The 18162-nt window shown below is 57.2% G+C and carries 13 protein-coding genes; 8 read left to right on the forward strand and 5 right to left on the reverse strand.

Annotation, left to right across the window (positions count from 1 at the left end):
* Positions 1-90: 90 nt before the first annotated feature.
* Positions 91-2019 (reverse strand): methyl-accepting chemotaxis protein, encoded by a 1929-nt coding sequence (locus ASF29_RS01440; protein WP_062447833.1) that lies wholly within the window; start codon positions 2017-2019, stop codon positions 91-93.
* Between the two features lie 418 nt (positions 2020-2437).
* On the opposite strand from ASF29_RS01440, the gene ASF29_RS01445 reads away from it, so the two are divergent.
* The 6 genes from ASF29_RS01445 (at position 2438) to ASF29_RS01470 (ending at position 10321) form a co-directional block, all read left to right on the forward strand.
* Complete coding sequence (locus tag ASF29_RS01445; protein WP_062447836.1) at positions 2438-3187, forward strand: FCD domain-containing protein; 750 nt, start codon at positions 2438-2440, stop codon at positions 3185-3187.
* A 72-nt stretch (positions 3188-3259) separates the two neighbouring features.
* Positions 3260-4771, forward strand: a complete 1512-nt coding sequence (locus ASF29_RS01450; RefSeq protein WP_062447837.1) for an ABC transporter substrate-binding protein — start codon at positions 3260-3262, stop codon at positions 4769-4771.
* An 89-nt stretch (positions 4772-4860) separates the two neighbouring features.
* The gene (locus tag ASF29_RS01455; protein WP_062447840.1) at positions 4861-5808 is read left to right on the forward strand and encodes an ABC transporter permease; all 948 of its coding nucleotides are present in this window, start codon (positions 4861-4863) and stop codon (positions 5806-5808) included.
* Positions 5805-6680: an ABC transporter permease gene (locus ASF29_RS01460; RefSeq protein ID WP_062447841.1), complete on the forward strand. Its 876-nt coding sequence runs from the start codon at positions 5805-5807 to the stop codon at positions 6678-6680. Before ASF29_RS01455 ends, ASF29_RS01460 begins: the two co-directional genes overlap by 4 nt.
* A gap of 22 nt (positions 6681-6702) precedes the next feature.
* A complete protein-coding gene (locus ASF29_RS01465; RefSeq protein ID WP_062447844.1) occupies positions 6703-8487 on the forward strand; it encodes a gamma-glutamyltransferase family protein in 1785 nt (594 codons plus the stop codon).
* A 4-nt stretch (positions 8488-8491) separates the two neighbouring features.
* Complete coding sequence (locus ASF29_RS01470; RefSeq protein ID WP_156462489.1) at positions 8492-10321, forward strand: ABC transporter ATP-binding protein; 1830 nt, start codon at positions 8492-8494, stop codon at positions 10319-10321.
* Positions 10322-10503: 182 nt separating this feature from the next.
* On the opposite strand, the gene ASF29_RS01475 is transcribed toward ASF29_RS01470, so the two are convergent.
* Complete coding sequence (locus ASF29_RS01475) at positions 10504-11133, reverse strand: TetR/AcrR family transcriptional regulator (protein WP_062447849.1); 630 nt, start codon at positions 11131-11133, stop codon at positions 10504-10506.
* A gap of 206 nt (positions 11134-11339) precedes the next feature.
* Here ASF29_RS01475 and ASF29_RS01480 point away from each other — a divergent pair, with 206 nt between their 5' ends.
* Both ASF29_RS01480 and ASF29_RS01485 read left to right on the forward strand, forming a co-directional pair.
* Complete coding sequence (locus ASF29_RS01480; protein ID WP_062447851.1) at positions 11340-12623, forward strand: MFS transporter; 1284 nt, start codon at positions 11340-11342, stop codon at positions 12621-12623.
* A 72-nt stretch (positions 12624-12695) separates the two neighbouring features.
* Complete coding sequence (locus ASF29_RS01485) at positions 12696-15167, forward strand: glycoside hydrolase family 3 C-terminal domain-containing protein (RefSeq protein ID WP_062447853.1); 2472 nt, start codon at positions 12696-12698, stop codon at positions 15165-15167.
* Positions 15168-15265: 98 nt separating this feature from the next.
* Here ASF29_RS01485 and ASF29_RS01490 read toward each other — a convergent pair whose 3' ends face one another.
* The 3 genes from ASF29_RS01490 to ASF29_RS01500 all read right to left on the reverse strand — a co-directional run bounded on the left by ASF29_RS01490 (position 15266) and on the right by ASF29_RS01500 (position 18078).
* Positions 15266-16018 carry an SDR family oxidoreductase gene (locus tag ASF29_RS01490; RefSeq protein WP_062447856.1) on the reverse strand — a complete coding sequence of 251 codons (753 nt, stop codon included), beginning with the start codon at positions 16016-16018 and terminating at the stop codon, positions 15266-15268.
* A gap of 15 nt (positions 16019-16033) precedes the next feature.
* Positions 16034-16549: an Rrf2 family transcriptional regulator gene (locus ASF29_RS01495; protein ID WP_244473460.1), complete on the reverse strand. Its 516-nt coding sequence runs from the start codon at positions 16547-16549 to the stop codon at positions 16034-16036.
* A gap of 161 nt (positions 16550-16710) precedes the next feature.
* The gene (locus tag ASF29_RS01500) at positions 16711-18078 is read right to left on the reverse strand and encodes an MmgE/PrpD family protein (protein ID WP_062447858.1); all 1368 of its coding nucleotides are present in this window, start codon (positions 18076-18078) and stop codon (positions 16711-16713) included.
* Positions 18079-18162 lie beyond the last annotated feature (84 nt).

Consider the following 18162-nt stretch of genomic DNA (forward strand, 5'->3'; position numbering starts at 1 on the left):
TAGCGACGGAAATGATGCTGCGTCTGCCAGCTTTCTCTTTTCAAAATATCGCCGCCTCGCTGCCAAGCGAGACGGCGTTTGTCATTCAGGTCAGAATTCGTCCCAGCCATCCTTCAGCGCTGTATTGCCGGAGAATGCTTTTGCCACTTTGCCAGCCAGTTGCTTTGCAGGAGACTGAACCGGATGGTGTGCCTTCGTTGCAGCCGCGACTGAAGAGTTCTGCTGCGAACCGTTGCTCAGTTGGAATTGAGCAATCAATTCCCGCAGCCTGCCGCTTTCACTGGCAAGGGTTGCGCCTGCGGCACTTGTTTCTTCCACCATTGCAGCGTTCTGCTGCGTTACTTGATCCATCTGGTTGACGGCGGTGTTGACCTCTGCAAGCCCGACCGACTGCTCACGCGCCGATGTGGCAATGGAGTCCATATGCTGGTTGACCGTGATGATATAGCTTTCGATGGTCTTGAGCGCTTCACCCGTTTCACTGACCAGTTTGACGCCGTTTTCCACCTCTACCGATGAGTTGCGGATCAAGTCCTTGATCTCTTTGGCGGCCTTGGCGGAGCGTTGAGCCAGTTCGCGGACTTCCTGGGCAACGACGGCAAAGCCCTTGCCCGCTTCACCGGCACGCGCAGCTTCCACGCCGGCGTTCAAGGCAAGCAGGTTGGTCTGGAAGGCGATTTCGTCGATGACGCCGATAATGTTTGAAATCTGATCCGACGATTCTTCGATCCTCTGCATGGCATCGACTGCGTTGGCGACCACGCGTCCGGACTCTGCCGCGCTTTGATTGGCCTGAACGGCAATCTTGCGGGCTTCGTCGGCGCGCTTGGAGGAATTGGCGACGTTGACGGTGATCTCGTCGAGGGCTGCCGCTGTTTCCTCCAGGGATGCTGCCTGCTGTTCGGTGCGCTTTGACAGATCATCGGCGCTGGAACTGACTTCGCGGCTGCCATTGTCGATTGCACCAGCAGCACCGGCAACAGAGCGCAAAGTATCGGCCAATTGGGAAACGGCGCCATTGAAGTCATTGCGAAGCTGTTCGAATTCCGGCGCGAAAGGCTGCTTAAGCTGGAATGTAAGGTTGCCGTCGGCAAGATTTTTCAGACCTTCGCCCAGACCTCTCGTGGCCGTGGCGGCAGCATCTGCCTTTGCGCGCTCGATTTCGGCGTTGCGCTTGCGTTCTTCCTCCGTCATGCCACGCTGTTCTTCGGCCTGACGCTCCAGTTCGACCTTGTCTACGGCAGCCTTGCGGAAAACCTCAAGTGCATTGGCCATTTCTCCGACTTCATCCTTGCGTCCTACGCCTGGAATGGTCAGCGTCGTGTCACCTGCGGCAAGTTTCGCCATGGCGCCATTGATCCCGGTAAGGGGGCGCACAAGTCCCAGGTTGAGGATGAAAAGGCTGATAGCTGCGATAACGAGCAGTCCGGCTGCGCCCGCGATACTCAGCCATTGCGCGGTGGCTGCAGCATTTGCAGCAGCGACCGCACGCTCGTCCAGCAGTTTGAGCTCGACGTCGGTTATTTCCTTCGCTTTGCCTGTCACGGCACTCATGTATTGGCGACCCGCACCCTGAGCGGCATGATCGAATGCTTTCTGGAGAGTCGCCGGATCTGCTGCCCAGGTCAGTCTGGGCTTTGCAACGTTATCCAGCCATCCCTGAACAGACGTATCCAGTTCATTGAGGCGAGTTTGCTGGGCAGGATTGTCTGAGGTCAACTGCCGGACTTCTGCAAGGCTATTACGATACTCTTTTTCTGCCGCAGCTTTTCCATCGAGGTATGAACTGCCAGGCGCTATGAGATAACCCCGGACATTGCTTTCCATTTGGGCCACAGACATCGTCACCTGGTCGAGAACGCCCAACACCTTATAAGTGTGTTCCGTGATGCCGGCCGCGCTCTGCTGCCTCGACAAGGAGGAGGAGCCAATGATGGCCACACCAAGGCCAATCATAATAAGAATGGAAAATGCTGTGGCAACTTTTGCCAGGATTCGCATGTCGTTGAAAAATTGCATCGCTCTATACCTCGGACGATTAATAATCGGTAATCAATCATCATGATTGGATCAAGCAAAATCATTGTGCGTATTTTATCTTTATTATACTTATAAAATTAACGGCTAATTAAATTCGAAATATAGAAGGAATTTTGAGTATAAGTCGTAATTTGTCAATTTTATTAAAACTTTTAAATCCGTATAATATTACTTTTGAAAATCTCACTGAATGTGTTTGCTAAAAGTCAGTAGGGACCTGACTATTTTAGCGGGTGTTTTTCAGACGAAGGGTACCCAATCCAGCGCTCGGTGAAGGGAGCGAGCGCTGACGGAGAGTGCTAACTTTTACATCATTTTTCCGCGCTGCACTAAAAAGTGGCTTGACGGTGCATTTGTTTGGGGTTTCATTGAACCAATTCGAAATTGGTACGAACCATTGGATCAGAAATCCGACGCCAGAGCACCGGAAAATTCCAACTACGCACTTGAAAGACTGCGTGAGTTGCTGCGTGTCACCACGCTTTCGTCGGACGGGAAGTTGCCAACCGAGCGGCTGTTGTCCGAACGGTTTGGCGTTGGAAGACGAGAAATACGCCGTGCGCTAGAGGTTCTGGAAGCCGAAGGTCTGATCTGGCGCAAGCAGGGGGCGGGGACGTTCCTTGGCCAGAAGCCGGATAGCTGGAGCGACCACGCGGCCAGTCTTGTGTCTGGAACCAATTTCATGGAAATCATGGAAGTGCGCCTGCGACTGGAGCCTCAGCTTGCGCAACTGGCAGCCATGCGCGCGAAAGACAGTGATATCCAGCGTATGCGCGATCTGCGCGACAAGATTTACGAGCGCACAGATGCGGATTGGCGCGAGCTTTGGGACGGTTCTCTTCACCGGTTGATCGCGCAGACGGCTGGAAACCAGCTCTTCCTGTCGCTTTTCGATGTCATCAACCGCGTCCGCCAGGATCCTGTGTGGCAGTCGGTGCGTGAGCGCGCCAGAAAGCAGGACAGGACATTGAAGGAATCGCGCGATCAGCACACCGATATCATTGAGGCTATTGCGTCTCGCGATCCGGAGCGCGCCGGGGAGGCCATGCGCAATCACCTGTTGACGCTTCAGGAGCGTTTGATCCGCCAGACATCGATGGCCACGCAGGACGTGTCCGCCTCTGTTGCGGAGACCGAGCCACACTGAAATCAGACGACGTCATCAATCAGAGACCGGAAAACCGGCCGATTTGAGATAACCACCAAGGGAACAAAGACAATGAAACGACTTGCTAGACTTTCCGGACTGCTTCTCCTCGGCACCCTTTTGGCAACGCCGGCGCTGTCGGCAAATCTGCGGATTGGCCTCATGGACGATGCAGATGTGTTGGACCCGGCGCAATCGCGCACATTCGTTGGCCGCATCGTCTATACCAGCCTATGCGACAAGCTTCTCGATCTCGACAACAATCTCGCCGTCATTCCGCAGCTCGCCACCAAATGGGCGTGGGGTGACAACGGCGGTACGTTGACGATGGACTTACGTGAAGGCGTGGTTTTCCATGATGGGACGCCGTTCAACGCCGAGGCGGTTGTTTACAATATAGACCGCAACATGACGCTGCCGGAATCGCGGCGCAAGAGCGAACTTGCCTCCGTGGCCAAGGTCGAAGCGACCGGACCGTATCAGGTCAAGTTCACGCTGAAGAGCCCGGATGCCAGTCTGCTCGCGCAGCTTTCCGACCGCGCTGGCATGATGATTTCCCCGACGGCTGGCAAGGAGTTGGGCGCCAACTTCAGCAAGAAGCCGGTTTGCTCCGGTGCCTTCAAATTCGTTGAACGCGTCCAGCAGGACCGCATTGTTCTGGAGAAGTTTGCCGATTACTGGAACAAGGACAATATCTTCATCGACAAGGTCACGTTCCTGCCGATCCCCGATACGACTGTGCGTCTGGCCAACCTGCAATCGGGCGATCTCGATCTTGCAGAGCGCATTTCCGCATCGGACGTGGCGGCCGTGAAGGCAGACGGCAAGCTTAATTACGGTGAGATCGTCGGGCCCGGTTACATGGCCTTGTATGTCAACATCGGCAATGGTGCCAAGGCCGACAATCCGTTTGGCAAGGACAAGCGCCTGCGCCAGGCTTTCTCCCTGTCCATCGACCGCGAGGCTATCAATCAGGTCGTGTTTGAAGGCACCGCCATGGCGGGCAATCAGCCGTGGCCACCGACGAGCCCTTGGTACAACAAGGACATTCCGGTTCCCGCTCGCGACGTGGAGAAGGCAAAGGCGTTGATGAAAGAAGCGGGTTTCGACAAATACGAAATCGAGCTCCAGCATGCCAACAACACCACGCAGACGCAGGCCATGCAGGTGATCCAGTCGATGGCTGCCGAAGCGGGTTTCGATGTGAAGCTAAAGGCCACGGAATTCGCAACGCTACTGTCGGAGCAGACGGCTGGCAATTACGTTCTGTCGCGTTCCGATTGGTCCGGTCGTTCTGATCCTGATGGCAACATCCACCAGTTCGTGACCTGCAAAGGTGGTATCAACGACACCAAATATTGCAATCCTGAAGTCGACAAGCTGCTGAACGAGGCGCGCGCATCGACGGACAATACCGTGCGCAAGACCAAATACGATGCCGCGACCAAAATCCTAGATGAGGATCTGCCGCTGATCTATCTCGGCCATCAGGCATATCTCTATGCCTACTCCAAGAAGATCACCGGTTTCACTCCTTCCGGCGACGGCATGATCCGCCTGACGGGGGTGAAGAAAGCAGACTAGGCCTGCATTGAATAGAGTGCGGGGCGCATCCCTTAAGCCTGCGTCCCGCATCCCGGTCCTGAGCCTAGCCCGTATAAGGATTTGCTTCCATGCATATCTACATCGCAAAGCGGCTGCTGGTAGCAATACCGACGCTGCTGATCATCTCCGTTTTCGTCTTTTCGCTGCAGAAGCTGTTGCCGGGAGATCCCATTCTCGCCATGGCGGGTGAGGAGCGTGATCCCGCCGTCATCGAGCTGTTGCGCGAAAAGTACCGGATGAACGATCCCGTCATTTACCAGTATTTTTACTGGATCGGTTCGGTGGTTCAGGGCGATTTTGGTGTTTCGTTGCGCACCAACCAGCCGGTTCTGGAACTGGTGGCGGAAAAGCTGCCGGTGACGATCCAGCTGGCGCTGATGTCGATGTTCTTCGCCTTTGCCATTGGTGTTCCCATGGGCATTCTGGCCGCGGTCAAGCAGAACACATGGATTGATTACGTCGCCAATATCGTAGCGCTCTCGGGCCTGTCGATCCCGAATTTCTGGCTCGGCATCATGCTGATTTTGTTCGTTTCCGTCCAACTCGGCTGGCTTCCGGCTTCGGGCTACGAGTCCATCTTTGTCGATCCCGTTCGATCGCTGCAAACCATGATCATGCCGTCCTTCGTGCTGGGCACGGGGCTTGCCGCAACGCTGATGCGTCATACGCGTTCGTCCATGCTGTCGGTGATGAAGTCGGATTATATCCGCACTGCGCGCGCCAAGGGCCTGTCCACGCGTGAAGTCGTGCTCAGTCACTCGTTCCGCAACGCACTTTTGCCAGTCATCACGCTGACGGCGCTGCTGTTCGGGGAGCTTCTGGCCGGTGCTGTTCTGACCGAGCAGATTTTCACTATCCCCGGCTTCGGCAAGCTGATCGTCGATGCCGTATTCAACCGTGACTATGCCGTCGTACAGGGTGTTGTGCTGTGCACGGCGGTCGGGTTTATCTTCATGAACCTGCTGGCCGATGTGGTGACCGTTCTTCTCAATCCACGCATGAGGGCAGCGATATGAGCATGTCCTCACAGCTTATTCCCGCGCAAAATCCCAAGGCCAATCAAAGTCGCGCCTGGAAAAAGATGAAGCGTAATCGCAGTGCGATTGCCGGTCTCATCATCATCACCTTCTTCACGTTGTTGGCCATCGCTGCACCTGTGCTACCGCTGGCCGATCCCATTGCCACGAGCTGGGGTGCCATCCGCAAGGCACCGTCGGCGGCGCATTGGCTGGGTACCGATGACATCGGTCGTGATGTTCTTTCGAGAATGATATGGGGTGCACAGGCGTCCTTGATGGCCGGCGTCATTTCGGTTGCAATTGCCGTTCTGCTGGGCGTTCCCTTCGGCCTCGTCTCCGGTTATTTCGGCGGATGGGTCGATCAGGTGATCTCGCGTATCACCGAAGCCTTTCTCGCCATGCCGTTTCTCATCATGGCCATCGCACTTGCCGCCTTTCTGGGACCAAGCCTGACCAACGCCATGATCGCCATCGGCCTGTCCGCCATGCCCATCTTCGTGCGGCTGACGCGCTCACAGGTCATGGCCGTCAAGACCGAGGACTATATCGAGGGCGCGCGCTCCATCGGGCTTGGCCACGGCGATATCATGCTGCGCTATATCCTGCCCAACATCGTGCCCCCGATCATCGTACAGGCGACGCTGACGGTGGCGACGGCGATCATCGCGGAAGCCAGCCTGTCCTTCCTCGGCTTGGGCCAGCAAGCGCCCGCACCAAGCTGGGGTTCGATGCTGAACGTCGCCAAGAACTTTCTGACGCAAGCGCCGTGGATGGCGATGTGGCCGGGGGCCGCGATCTTCTTTGTCGTGATCGGCTTCAATCTGCTGGGCGATGGTCTGCGCGATGCGCTCGACCCGCGCGAAAACTAAGACTTCCCAAGAGGACATTGTCATGAACGCATTCACCACCCGCCCGGAAATTCTCGGTACCTTCGGCGTCGTCACCTCCACCCACTGGATCGCCTCTGCCGTCGGCATGAGCATTCTCGAAAAGGGCGGCAATGCCTTCGATGCTGCCGTTGCCACCGGTTTCGTGTTGCAGGTTCTGGAGCCCCACCTGAACGGACCGGGCGGTGATATGCCCGCCATCATCTATTCCAAGAAGAAGGATAAGGTCGAGGTTATCTGTGCGCAGGGCACCGCGCCTGCGGGTGCCACCATCGAGCATTATACCGCCGAAGGCATCGACCTCATTCCCGGCGACGGGCTGCTATCAACCGTTATTCCCGGGGCCTTCGATGGCTGGATGCTGATGCTACGCGACTACGGTACCATGAGTGTTCGTGAGGTGCTGGAACCATCGATCTATTACCTCGAAAACGGCCACCCGATGCTGCCGCGCGTGTCCGCGACCATCAAGGGTCTGGCTGAGTTCTTCCAGAAGGAGTGGCCAACCTCTTATGAAACATGGCTTCCGGGTGGTGTCGCACCTGAACCCCTGTCGAGCTTCAAGAATCCTGTTCTGGCCGAGACATGGAAGCGGATCATCGCCGCCTCCGAGGCGAAATCGGACCGCGATGCCGGCATCGATGCCGCCCGTGATGCTTTCTATCGCGGTTTCGTCGCCGAGGCGATCGGCGATTATCTCGAGACCGCAGAGGTCATGGACGCCAGCGGCAACCGTCATAAAGGCGTTCTGAGCGCCGAGGATATGGCCAATTGGACGGCCACCATCGAAGAACCCACCACCTATGATTACCACGGCTGGACCATTGCCAAGACCGGATCATGGGGGCAGGGGCCGGTCCTGCTGCAATCGCTGGCTCTGCTGAAGGGAATCGATATCGGCTCCATGGACCCGGCAGGGGTCGATTTCGTGCACACCGTTGTCGAGGCCATGAAGCTCTCCTATGCCGACCGTGAGGTCTACTATGGCGATCCGGAATTTTCGCAAATCCCGATCCAGACTCTGCTCTCGGATGGTTACAATGACGAGCGCCGAAAGCTGATCACCGACAGGGCGTCGATGGACCTGCGTCCCGGTCGCATTCCCGGCTTCGATGCGCAGCATGACCTGACCATGAACATGGTCAACTCCATGGCTGGCATCGGTGCGGTCTATGAGCCCACCATGTCGCATCTCACCGAAAAGCGGGGCGATACCGTCCATATCGATGTTATCGACCGGGACGGCAACATGGTGTCGGTCACGCCGTCGGGTGGCTGGCTGCAATCCTCCCCGATCATTCCCGGCCTTGGCTTTTGCCTGAACTCGCGTGCGCAGATGTTCTGGATGAAACCCGGTCTGCCGACATCGCTGGCACCGGGCAAGCGTCCGCGCACGACGTTGACGCCATCGCTCGGCCTGTTCGAGGGCAAGCCCACACTCGCCTTTGGCACGCCGGGCGGCGACCAGCAGGATCAGTGGCAATTGGCCTTCTTCTTGCGCTACGCGCATTTCGGCATGAATTTGCAGCAGGCCATCGACCTGCCGCTGTTCCACACCACGCATTTCCCGGGCTCTTTCTACCCACGCACCCGCCAGCCCGGCAATGTCATGATCGAAAGCAGCATTGGCGAGCAGGCACTGGCCGATCTCAAATCCCGTGGGCACGATATCACCGTAGCCGACCCATGGACGGTCGGTCGCCTCACCGCCGCGCGCCGCGATGCCGATGGTCTTTTAAGAGCCGCTGCCACGCCACGCCTCATGCAAGCCTATGCAGTGGGGAGATGATGTCATGACCGAAACCGTGAAAGTATCGCCGCGCGAGACTGTTTTATCGGTTCAAGACCTCACCACCTCTTTTCTGGTGGATGGCGAGTGGAAAAGCGTCGTGCGAGACCTCTTCTTCGAAGTGAAGGCCGGTGAAACTGTCGCCATCGTAGGGGAGAGCGGCTCTGGCAAAAGCGTGACCTCGTTGTCGATCATGCGCCTATTGGAAACGCGCTCCAGTCGCATCGAAGGCCAGGTGATGCTGGGTGGCAAAGATGTTCTTGCCATTTCCGAAAAAGACATGCGCGCAGTGCGCGGCAATGACATGGCGATGATTTTTCAGGAGCCGATGACGTCGCTCAATCCTGTCTTCACCATTGGGCGGCAAATTTCAGAGGTCCTGACGCGCCACAAGGGCATGAACAAGGCGCAAGCACGGGCAGAAACCATCCGTCTTCTGGAAAAGGTGCGCATTCCAAATGCCCAGGGCCGTTTCGACGAATATCCTCACCAGTTTTCCGGCGGCATGCGCCAGCGCGTCATGATCGCGATGGCCTTGGCATCGAAACCGAAGCTTCTGATTGCCGACGAGCCGACAACGGCGCTCGACGTGACGATCCAGGGTCAGATTCTTGACCTCATCAAGCAGTTGCAGGAAGAAGAGGGCATGGCCGTCCTTTTCATCACGCATGATATGGGTGTCGTCGCCGAAATCGCCGACCGCACCATCGTCATGTTTCGGGGCGATCAGGTGGAAACGGGCGCCACCGCCGATATCTTCCATCGCGGCCAGCATCCTTATACGCGCGCCCTGCTCGCAGCCGTCCCCAAGCTCGGTTCCATGGAGAGCCATGACTGGCCGTTACGCTTCCCGCGTGTCGATACATCGAGCGGTGCGATTTTTGAGGCCAAAGAGGTTCCAGACACCGTCGAGGGAGGGTTGACACCGGTTCTGTCGGTCAAGAATCTTGTGACGCGTTTCGATGTCGGTTCGGGCCTGTTCGGTCGAAAGACCGGTGCCGTCCATGCTGTCGAAAATGTTTCTTTCGATCTGTTTCAGGGTGAGACCCTGTCCCTCGTCGGCGAGTCGGGTTGCGGAAAGTCTACGACGGGACGTTCGATTGCCCGGCTGGTGGAACCTCGCAGTGGAAGCGTGACACTGGATGGGTTCGATGTTCTCAGGCTCGATCAGGTCGCCTTGCGCAATATGCGCCGCAGCGTGCAGATGATCTTTCAGGATCCTTTTTCCAGTCTCAATCCGCGCATGACGGTGGGCTATGCGGTGGCCGAACCCATGATCAAGCACAAGATTGCTTCGTCCTCCCAGGCCAAGCAGATGGCGGCAGATCTGCTGGAGCGCGTCGGACTTTCTGCGTCCATGATGGATCGCTATCCTCATGAATTCTCCGGCGGTCAGCGTCAGCGCATTGCCATTGCCCGCGCATTGGCGCTCAATCCCAAAGTCATCATCGCGGATGAAAGCGTGTCGGCACTGGACGTCTCGATCAAGGCGCAGGTCTGCAATCTGCTCCTCGATTTGCAGGAACAGTTCAAGATCGCTTTCCTGTTCATCAGCCATGACATGGCCGTCGTCGAGCGGGTCAGCCACCGCGTTGCGGTCATGTATCTAGGTGAAATCGTCGAAATCGGCCCACGCGCATCGATTTTCGCCAACCCTCAGCATCCCTATACCAAGAAGCTGATGGCTGCTGTGCCGGTACCCGATCCGGCCAGACGAGGGCTTCGTCGCAACGCGCCGATCGATGAGCTCAAAAGCCCGATCCGCCCGACAGGATATGTATCTCCGGCAAGGACCTACCGATCCGTCGCGCCGGGGCATCAAGTGCTGATCTGATATCGTTTGACTGCAAGAACTGGTGACGTTTCACAGGGGGCGACAGGTTTCATGCGCAATCTGGCGGCATTCGATAAAGTTGGTGAGATTGTGCCGTACAAACCGTCGGCTTGTTCTGCCGCCGTCAGGGATATTTTAGGCGTTAACCCACCGCTATCGATTCGATACGCGCACCACTGCTCTCAACGAAGCTCTATCGTCTCGATCAGACGGTTTATATAGCTCGAAAATATCTTCACCATGTCAATCTCTTCAGGCGATCTGAGCCAGAGCATTTGAAGTCCGTCCATCATTCCTATCAACTCCGCTGCGATGGATGAGGGATCGATATCGGGTTTGATCTCGCCTTCGGATATGCCTTTTTGCAGGGAGAAGACGAGATTTTTGGTGAGATGGCTCACTCGTAATGCGAACCACGTGCTTGCAGGGTGGTCTTTGGTCAGGCTTTCTGCATTGAGCACCGCAAATGCCTGGACGACATTGGGAATAGCCTGATTCGACCTCGCAACATCTGTCAGACCGAGCAGGACTTTGCGCCAATCGTCGTACTTTGTACCCACAGACGACGCGCTCTCAAGGTCTCGCTTCTCAAGAACGGCGAGAAGCAAGTCCACTTTTGTTGGAAAATAGTGAAGAAGTCCGGGCAAAGACAGGCCGGCGTCAGCAGCGACAGCTGCGAAAGACGCGTTTTGATAGCCGTCCCGGGCAAAGTGCTGCATCGCTGCCGCAAGAATGGCCTGCCGGCGGATCGCGCCCTTGGGGGATTTGCGCTTCTTGCCAAGGGCCACACCTGCTTTGCGCTCATCGTCCATTGTCTTCCACCCGTTTTAAAGCGGTTCTTTAGCCGGAATTTTCCGTCAGGTAACCCGGCAAAACCCACCGCAGACACCGTTTCACTCGGAAATTTATACGAGAGACGGTTGACTTGCCATAATTACCGAGTAGTCGGTAGGTTTAATGCGAAGTTCGGCGGAGGACGACGTTGTTATCAAGTATATTGCGGTGGAGGTTTTCAAAAATGAGTATTGCAACCCCAAATCTCGGTGCGCAGGCATCTAAAACGGGCGATGAACGCTCGGTCGGCCTGCCCTTCATTCTCACTTACGGCCTTGCGAGTGTCGGCTTTTTCACGGCGGTGATGACGCCGGTTGCGATGACGCTGGCCATTCGAGTCAACACGCTCGACCCGGTGAGCAAGGGCGCAAGCCTTGGCACCATTTTGGGGCTCGGCGCGCTTTTCGCTCTTCTGGCGAACCCTATTTTCGGTCAGCTTTCAGACCGAACGCGCTCCCGCTTCGGGCGGCGCAAACCCTGGCTGGTGGCTGGCGTCGTCGTCGGCAGCCTTGCTCAGATGGTGATGGCCTATACATCCAGTCTTATTGTCATCGGCATTGCCTGGTGCGTTATCCAAACCGCTTACAACGCCATGCTGGCAGCGCTTGTGGCAACCGTGCCGGATCAGGTGCCGGAACATCAGCGCGGTCTCGTTTCCGCCCTTGCAGGCATGTCGATCTACATCGCGCTTTTGATCGGCAGCGGCATTCTGGCGCTGACGGGAACTGCCAGCAATGCGATGTTTCTCATTCCAACAGCCATCGGTCTGATCTCGGTTCTTGTCTTCGTTCTGGTGATTGAAGACTGCCCTTTGACGGACGCGCCGAAGCAGGCTGCACCGGGACTGGCTGAACTGCTGGGCAGCTTCTGGGTCAACCCCGTCAAGCATCCCGACTTCGGCTATGCCTGGCTCAGCCGCTTTCTGGTCTTCTTCGGCTTTGCCGTGCTGACGTCCTATCAGGTTTATTACCTGATGGATCATTTGAAGATTGCCGAGGCCGATATCGGCGACATCATGTTTATTTCGACACTGATCACCGCCATCTGCGTTGTCGGTTCGTCCTTCGTTTCCGGCTCCATGTCCGACCGCATCGGTCGCCGCAAGGCTTTCGTGCTGGTGGCGGCGCTGACCTATGCGCTGGGGATCGTGGTCATCGTTTTCGCAAAAGACCTGACGATGTTCTACAGCGGCATCGCGGTCACCTCTATCGGGTTTGGCGTCTATATGGCGGTCGATCAGGCCCTTGTCGTGGATATCCTGCCTGATCGGGAAACCCATGCGGCCAGAAATCTCGGCGTTCTCAACATCGCCAATGCCGTGCCGCAATCCATTGCCCCGGCTGTGGCACCCTTTCTTCTCGCCATCGGCAATGCGGGAGGCCAGAATTATGGCGTCCTTTATGCTGCTGCGGCCATCAGCGCCTTTCTCGGCGCGCTGGCCATCGCCCCCGTGCGCGGGGTTCGCTGACACCATGTCAGGACGCGCCGTTCATGATGGCGCGTCTCTTCTTCACTCGCATGAAAAATATCGGAGGCTCGTATGATCGAGAATATCCTGAACCAAATGACGCTTGAAGAGCAGGTTTCGCTGCTTGCCGGTGCCGATTTCTGGACGACAGTGCCAGTTGAGCGTCTCGGCGTTCCCAAGATCAAGGTCACGGATGGCCCCAATGGGGCGCGCGGTGCCGGATCGCTGGTCGCTGGCGTCAAGGCAGCCTGCTTTCCCGTGGCTATCGCACTGGGTGCTACCTGGAACCCGGGGCTCGTGGAGCGCATGGGCGTTGCATTGGCAGGTCAGGCGAAAAGCAAGGGCGCGTCCGTTCTGCTGGCACCAACCGTCAACATTCACCGCTCGGGCCTCAATGGCCGCAATTTCGAATGCTATTCCGAAGACCCGTTGCTGACGGCGGCTCTCGCTGTTGCCTATATTCAGGGCGTGCAGAGCAAGGGGGTGGCCGCGACCATCAAGCATTTTGTCGGTAATGAATCCGAAATCGAACGCCAGACCATGTCTTCGGATATCGACGAGCGCAGCCTGCGCGAACTCTATCTGCTTCCCTTCGAGCAAGCGGTGAAGAAGGCGGGCGTCATGGCCGTCATGTCATCCTATAACCGCCTCAACGGCACCTATACCAGCGAACATGAATGGCTGCTGACCCAGGTGCTGCGCAAGGAATGGGGCTTTGACGGCATCGTCATGTCCGACTGGTTTGGCTCGCATTCCACCGCGCCAACCGTCAATGCCGGTCTTGACCTTGAAATGCCAGGCCCAAGCCGCGACCGTGGCGAGAAGCTGGTTGAAGCCGTGCACAAGGGCGAGGTCAAGGCGGAAACGGTGCGCGAGGCTGCGCGCCGTATTCTGACGCTTCTAGAGCGCGTCGGTGCATTCGAAACCGCGCCTGATCTCACCGAAAGCTCGCTCGATCTTCCCGAAGACCGCGCGCTTATTCGCCAGATTGGTGCCGAAGGTGCCGTGCTGCTGAAGAATGATGGCATTCTGCCGCTGGCCAAGACCACGCTCGACAGCATCGCCGTTCTCGGCCCCAATGCTGCCGAAGCCCGCGTGATGGGTGGTGGCAGCGCCCAGATTGCAGCGCATTACACGGTCAGCCCGCTTCAGGGCATCAAAGCTGCCCTTTCCAATGCCAATAGCGTCCACCACGCCGCAGGCTGCAGCAACAACCGCCTGATCGAGGTCTTCGCAAGCGATATGCAGGTCGATTACTTCAAGGGCAGAGAGTTGGAAGGAACGCCGGTTCATAGCGAAACCGCCACCAAGGGCGAGTTCTTCTGGTTCGACCTCCCCTCGGCAGAGCTCAACCCAGCAGATTTCTCGGCCCGGATCACCGCGCGCTACGTGCCGTCCGATAGCGGCGAGCATGTCTTCGGCATGACCAATGCAGGCCTTGCCAAGCTCTATGTGGATGGCGAACTGGTGGTAAACGGCTATGATGGATGGGCACCCGGCGACAACTATTTCGGCACCGCCAACAGCGAACAGCGGCAGTCGCTGAAGCTGGAAGCCGGGCGCAGCTACACGGTGACCATCGAATATTGCTCCCCTGCTGCCACTGCCGACGGCATTCACCTGACGGCCATTCGCTTCGGCGTCGAAAAGCCGCTGGGCGATGCCGCCATCGAAGAGGCCGTTGCCAAGGCTGCAGCTTGCGATGTCGCACTTCTCTTTGTCGGTCGTGAAGGCCAGTGGGACACCGAGGGCCTTGATCTGCCGGACATGCGCCTTCCCGGTCGTCAGGAAGAGCTGATCGAAAAGGTTGCCGCCGTCAACGCCAACACTGTCGTCGTGCTGCAAACCGGTGGGCCGGTGGAAATGCCGTGGCTGGGCAAGGTCAAAGCCGTTCTGCAATTGTGGTATCCGGGCCAGGAACTCGGCAACGCCGTGGCCGACGTTCTCTTCGGCGATGCGGAACCCGGCGGACGCCTGCCGCAGACTTTCCCGAAATCGCTTTCGGACAATTCCGCGATCACCGACAATCCGCTCGTCTACCCCGGTCAGGATGGGCATGTGCGTTATGACGAGGGCGTCTTCGTCGGTTACCGTCACCACGATACCCACGGCGTGGAGCCGCTTTTCCCCTTCGGTTTCGGTCTGGGCTACACGCAATTTTCTTGGGGCGAGGCCAAGGTTTCATCCAGCGTCATGACCGAAGACGGTGTTACCGTCACGGTGGATGTGACAAATACAGGTGCGCGCAAGGGCTCTGATGTCGTGCAGCTTTACGTCCGTGCACTAGGTTCTTCCATCTCCAGACCGGAAAAAGAGCTGCGGGCTTTTGCCAAGCTCGAACTGGCAGCGGGCGAAACCGCGACCGCGACGCTGAAGGTGACACAACGCGATCTCAGCTTCTTCGATGTGGACGCGAAAGTCTTCCGTTCGGATGAAGGTCAATATGAGCTGGTGATCGCCGCAAACGCTGGCGATATTCGCGGACGTATCGTTATCGACAACCCAGTCCCGTGGATTGGTAAAGTGGACGATCGCTCTATCTGAAACGCGCGTGGTCTCAGTGAAAATTGAGGCCCTGATAGATAGGCGAAATACGTAGCCGGGATCAAACATCGCATCCCGGCTGCGTGGTCATAACCACCTCAGGACCGTAGCCAATCGCCAAATCTTATTCGGCCTTTGATGTAGTCTCCTGCGGGCACAAGCGTACTGGTGACGACCGGGGCACCGAAATAGTCGACGGTTGCGTCAGCACTGGTTGGGCGGGCGTCGCCTTCTGCGTCGAGATACGCCCGTATGAAGGATTCGAATGATTCGCGTTCGGGACCAGCAAGATCAACGGTACCATTTTTCGGCTGGCCCAACGCGACTTCGACGAGGGCTGCGGCAACGTCCGCGGCTGCTATCGGTTGAAAATCGATATCCGGCACCTTGACGGTGTCGCCTGCGGAGTACACGCTTGCCAATGTCTCCATAAACTCGTGGAACTGCGTTGCCCGGACGATGGTGTAGGCCTGTCCCGATGCGACGACCGCCGCTTCCTGGGCAAGCTTGCCTGCCATATATGGATTGGTGGCGAGGCTGTCGGCGTTGACGATCGAGAGGGCGACGTGGTGGGGGACGCCCGCGGATTGCTCGACCGTTGTCAGGTTGCGGCTCGATATCGCAAAGAAGTCTGTGATGACATCCTTGTCGAACGACATCATGTTTGACACGTCGATGACGGCGTCCGCGTTCGAGAGGGCTTCAGGCAGTCCTTGTCCGGTATAGGCGTTGATGCCGTTCCGGGAGCTTGCGACGATCGCCTCGTGACCGGCCTCCCGCAGCAGCTTAACTGCCTTCGAGCCAATCAGGCCCGTGCCGCCAATAACGACGATCTTCTTTAACCTGCCCATTGTTTGCTTCTCCTATCATGAGGTGCGATTGCTCGTCTTGCGTTCGTGGAGTTCGATGAAAGCACATCCGCGGGCAGCGATGCCGCCATCGTCGTCTGCGCCGAGGTCCGCCAGAAGGTCCGCGATGGACACCTTGGCGAGTTCTGCGCGATAGGCTTTTTCGGCTTTCAGCATCGCGGCGTTGATCTGGCAGGGCTTGGTAAAATACCGCCCTGGCAGAGGATTCGGTCCTCGCTGGCGGATTTCCGCGCAGCGGAACGCAGGCGCTGGTCCTTCGACCGCAAGAACGATATCGAGCAGGCTGATCTCCTTTGTCGCCTTGGCCAGACGGTAGCCACCTTTCGGTCCCGGCGTCGTCGCCACGATCCCCGCGCCGGAGAGCGCCTGAAGATGCTTCAGGAGATAGCTCGTCGAAACACCATGCAGTTCGGCCAGAGCCGCTGCCGGCAGAACGCCATCGTCGGACAGCCCGGCAAGAAATGCCGTACAGTGAATCGGGCGCCTTCGGATCCCAATAGGGTGGCTTGCCAAACACCGCCAAGCGGTCGGTTTTCTGGCCGTTCGGGTGGCTATTGCCTCGGCAGGGACATAATTTACGGATGACGTGTGGCCGGAGGCACTCGTCATCATTGTTGCTCTCAAGAAAACTATATTGGATGAAAGAGTAGTCAGTAATGAGAGGCAGCAGATAATTAGAGATTACTTTGACGTGCGAGAATGACGTTAGTTGCCGCGTTGACGCTGGTCTCTGAGAAAATGCTTTTTAAATTCGTGTAGGAGAGTTCCAAGTCCTGGAGCCCTGCCCATCGAAGACAATCCATGATTTTTGCTCGCTTTTGATTGTCCGTCAGGGGAACCATTATAGCGCCGTTGGCGTGGAGGCGTTCAATCGAGAGCCTGCGTCCGTCTTTCAGAGAGATACTGACCTTGTGGGGCAAACGCTCGACGCCACGTTCTTCCTCGGCGCTGTATGACGTCATATTTATCTTTGCCATGTGGACGCGAAGTTCGGGTCGCGTGGCAGCTTGTGGAGTGAAGTCACGAAGCGATAATCCACCATTTGATAGTGCGACCGCCAAGCAGTATTGCATAGAAAATCTGGCCTGCATCTCATCAGAAGGATCAGGGTAAGCAAGGTTGTCGACGGCAGACCGACCAACTTTCGTGTCGATCCGTTCGATGTCTTCAATCGAAAATCCATGCTCGTTTTGGAGGTCGAGAGCAGCGTCGATGGCTCTATGGGTGGATGCGCAGCATGGGTGGAGTTTCGTGACCAGGCCGCGGGTTTCGATGATGTGCTTTTCGTCCCATGAAAAGTCCGCCCAACCCGTCGCCTGCTCACCCCCGAAGAGATCGAGGAACCCCTGTGGACGTTCGAGAATGTCTAGCCTGCCGCTAAAACCTGACTGAGCGAGCAACGCTGCCTCGACAGCGTTTCGGGCCGCTATGCCTGCGTGAAACGGTTTCGCGCCGGTGCCAAATTGCCCTTTCAGGCCCGAGGCCATACTGGTGGCGAGGCTCATTGCGTTTGCTACCTCAGCCTCATTAAGCCCTAGAAGCACTGAAACACCTGCGGCGGCCCCAATGCAGCCTATTGTCGAGGTGCCGTGCCATCCCCTGTTATAGTGCGAGGGTATGACGCCAAAGCCGACCGATGCCTGTGCCTCCAGCCCGGCAAGGTAGGCTCTCACAAGCATGATGCCAGAAAACTCGTTGCTGCTTGTTGCGACCGACAAAAGTGCTGGCACGAGGACGGCTGATGCGTGTGCACGTGCTGGATGGAAATTGTCATCAAAGTCCAGGCAGTGAGCGGCGGTACCGTTGATCAGGGCGGCGATGGAGCGTGAAGCGCGGCCTCCAGTAAAAACCAGCGATGTTCCATCCTGTTTGATCTCGTCGCGGAAAGCTGCGGAAACGGACCGCGGGGCAGCGTCATTCATGCCCGCAATCATACAGCCTATCGTATCCACAATCGCGTCTTCCGCCCGCCCTGTCGCGACGGCAGGAAACGATGTCCTTGCAACGAGCTGTCGGGCAATTTTTTCGAGAACGGTTGTCATCCAAGCGCTTCCTTGCAAATTTCGGAGGGAGCGGCATTGATGAACGGACAGGTTTATCGGCGCAATCTTATGCAAATGACGGGT

Origin of the sequence: Rhizobium sp. Leaf262 (genome assembly GCF_001422245.1) — a bacterium.
GTDB lineage: Bacteria > Pseudomonadota > Alphaproteobacteria > Rhizobiales > Rhizobiaceae > Agrobacterium.

Bases quoted from the DNA above. Each gene is read 5' to 3' on its own strand.
- ASF29_RS01455 (WP_062447840.1), top strand. From the start codon at position 4,861: ATGCATATCTACATCGCAAAGCGGCTGCTGGTAGCAATACCGACGCTG.
- ASF29_RS01440 (WP_062447833.1), bottom strand. From the start codon at position 2,019: ATGCAATTTTTCAACGACATGCGAATCCTGGCAAAAGTTGCCACAGCA.
- ASF29_RS01465 (WP_062447844.1), top strand. From the start codon at position 6,703: ATGAACGCATTCACCACCCGCCCGGAAATTCTCGGTACCTTCGGCGTC.
- ASF29_RS01470 (WP_156462489.1), top strand. From the start codon at position 8,492: ATGACCGAAACCGTGAAAGTATCGCCGCGCGAGACTGTTTTATCGGTT.
- ASF29_RS01480 (WP_062447851.1), top strand. From the start codon at position 11,340: ATGAGTATTGCAACCCCAAATCTCGGTGCGCAGGCATCTAAAACGGGC.
- ASF29_RS01475 (WP_062447849.1), bottom strand. From the start codon at position 11,133: ATGGACGATGAGCGCAAAGCAGGTGTGGCCCTTGGCAAGAAGCGCAAA.
- ASF29_RS01485 (WP_062447853.1), top strand. From the start codon at position 12,696: ATGATCGAGAATATCCTGAACCAAATGACGCTTGAAGAGCAGGTTTCG.
- ASF29_RS01490 (WP_062447856.1), bottom strand. From the start codon at position 16,018: ATGGGCAGGTTAAAGAAGATCGTCGTTATTGGCGGCACGGGCCTGATT.
- ASF29_RS01500 (WP_062447858.1), bottom strand. From the start codon at position 18,078: ATGACAACCGTTCTCGAAAAAATTGCCCGACAGCTCGTTGCAAGGACA.
- ASF29_RS01450 (WP_062447837.1), top strand. From the start codon at position 3,260: ATGAAACGACTTGCTAGACTTTCCGGACTGCTTCTCCTCGGCACCCTT.
- ASF29_RS01460 (WP_062447841.1), top strand. From the start codon at position 5,805: ATGAGCATGTCCTCACAGCTTATTCCCGCGCAAAATCCCAAGGCCAAT.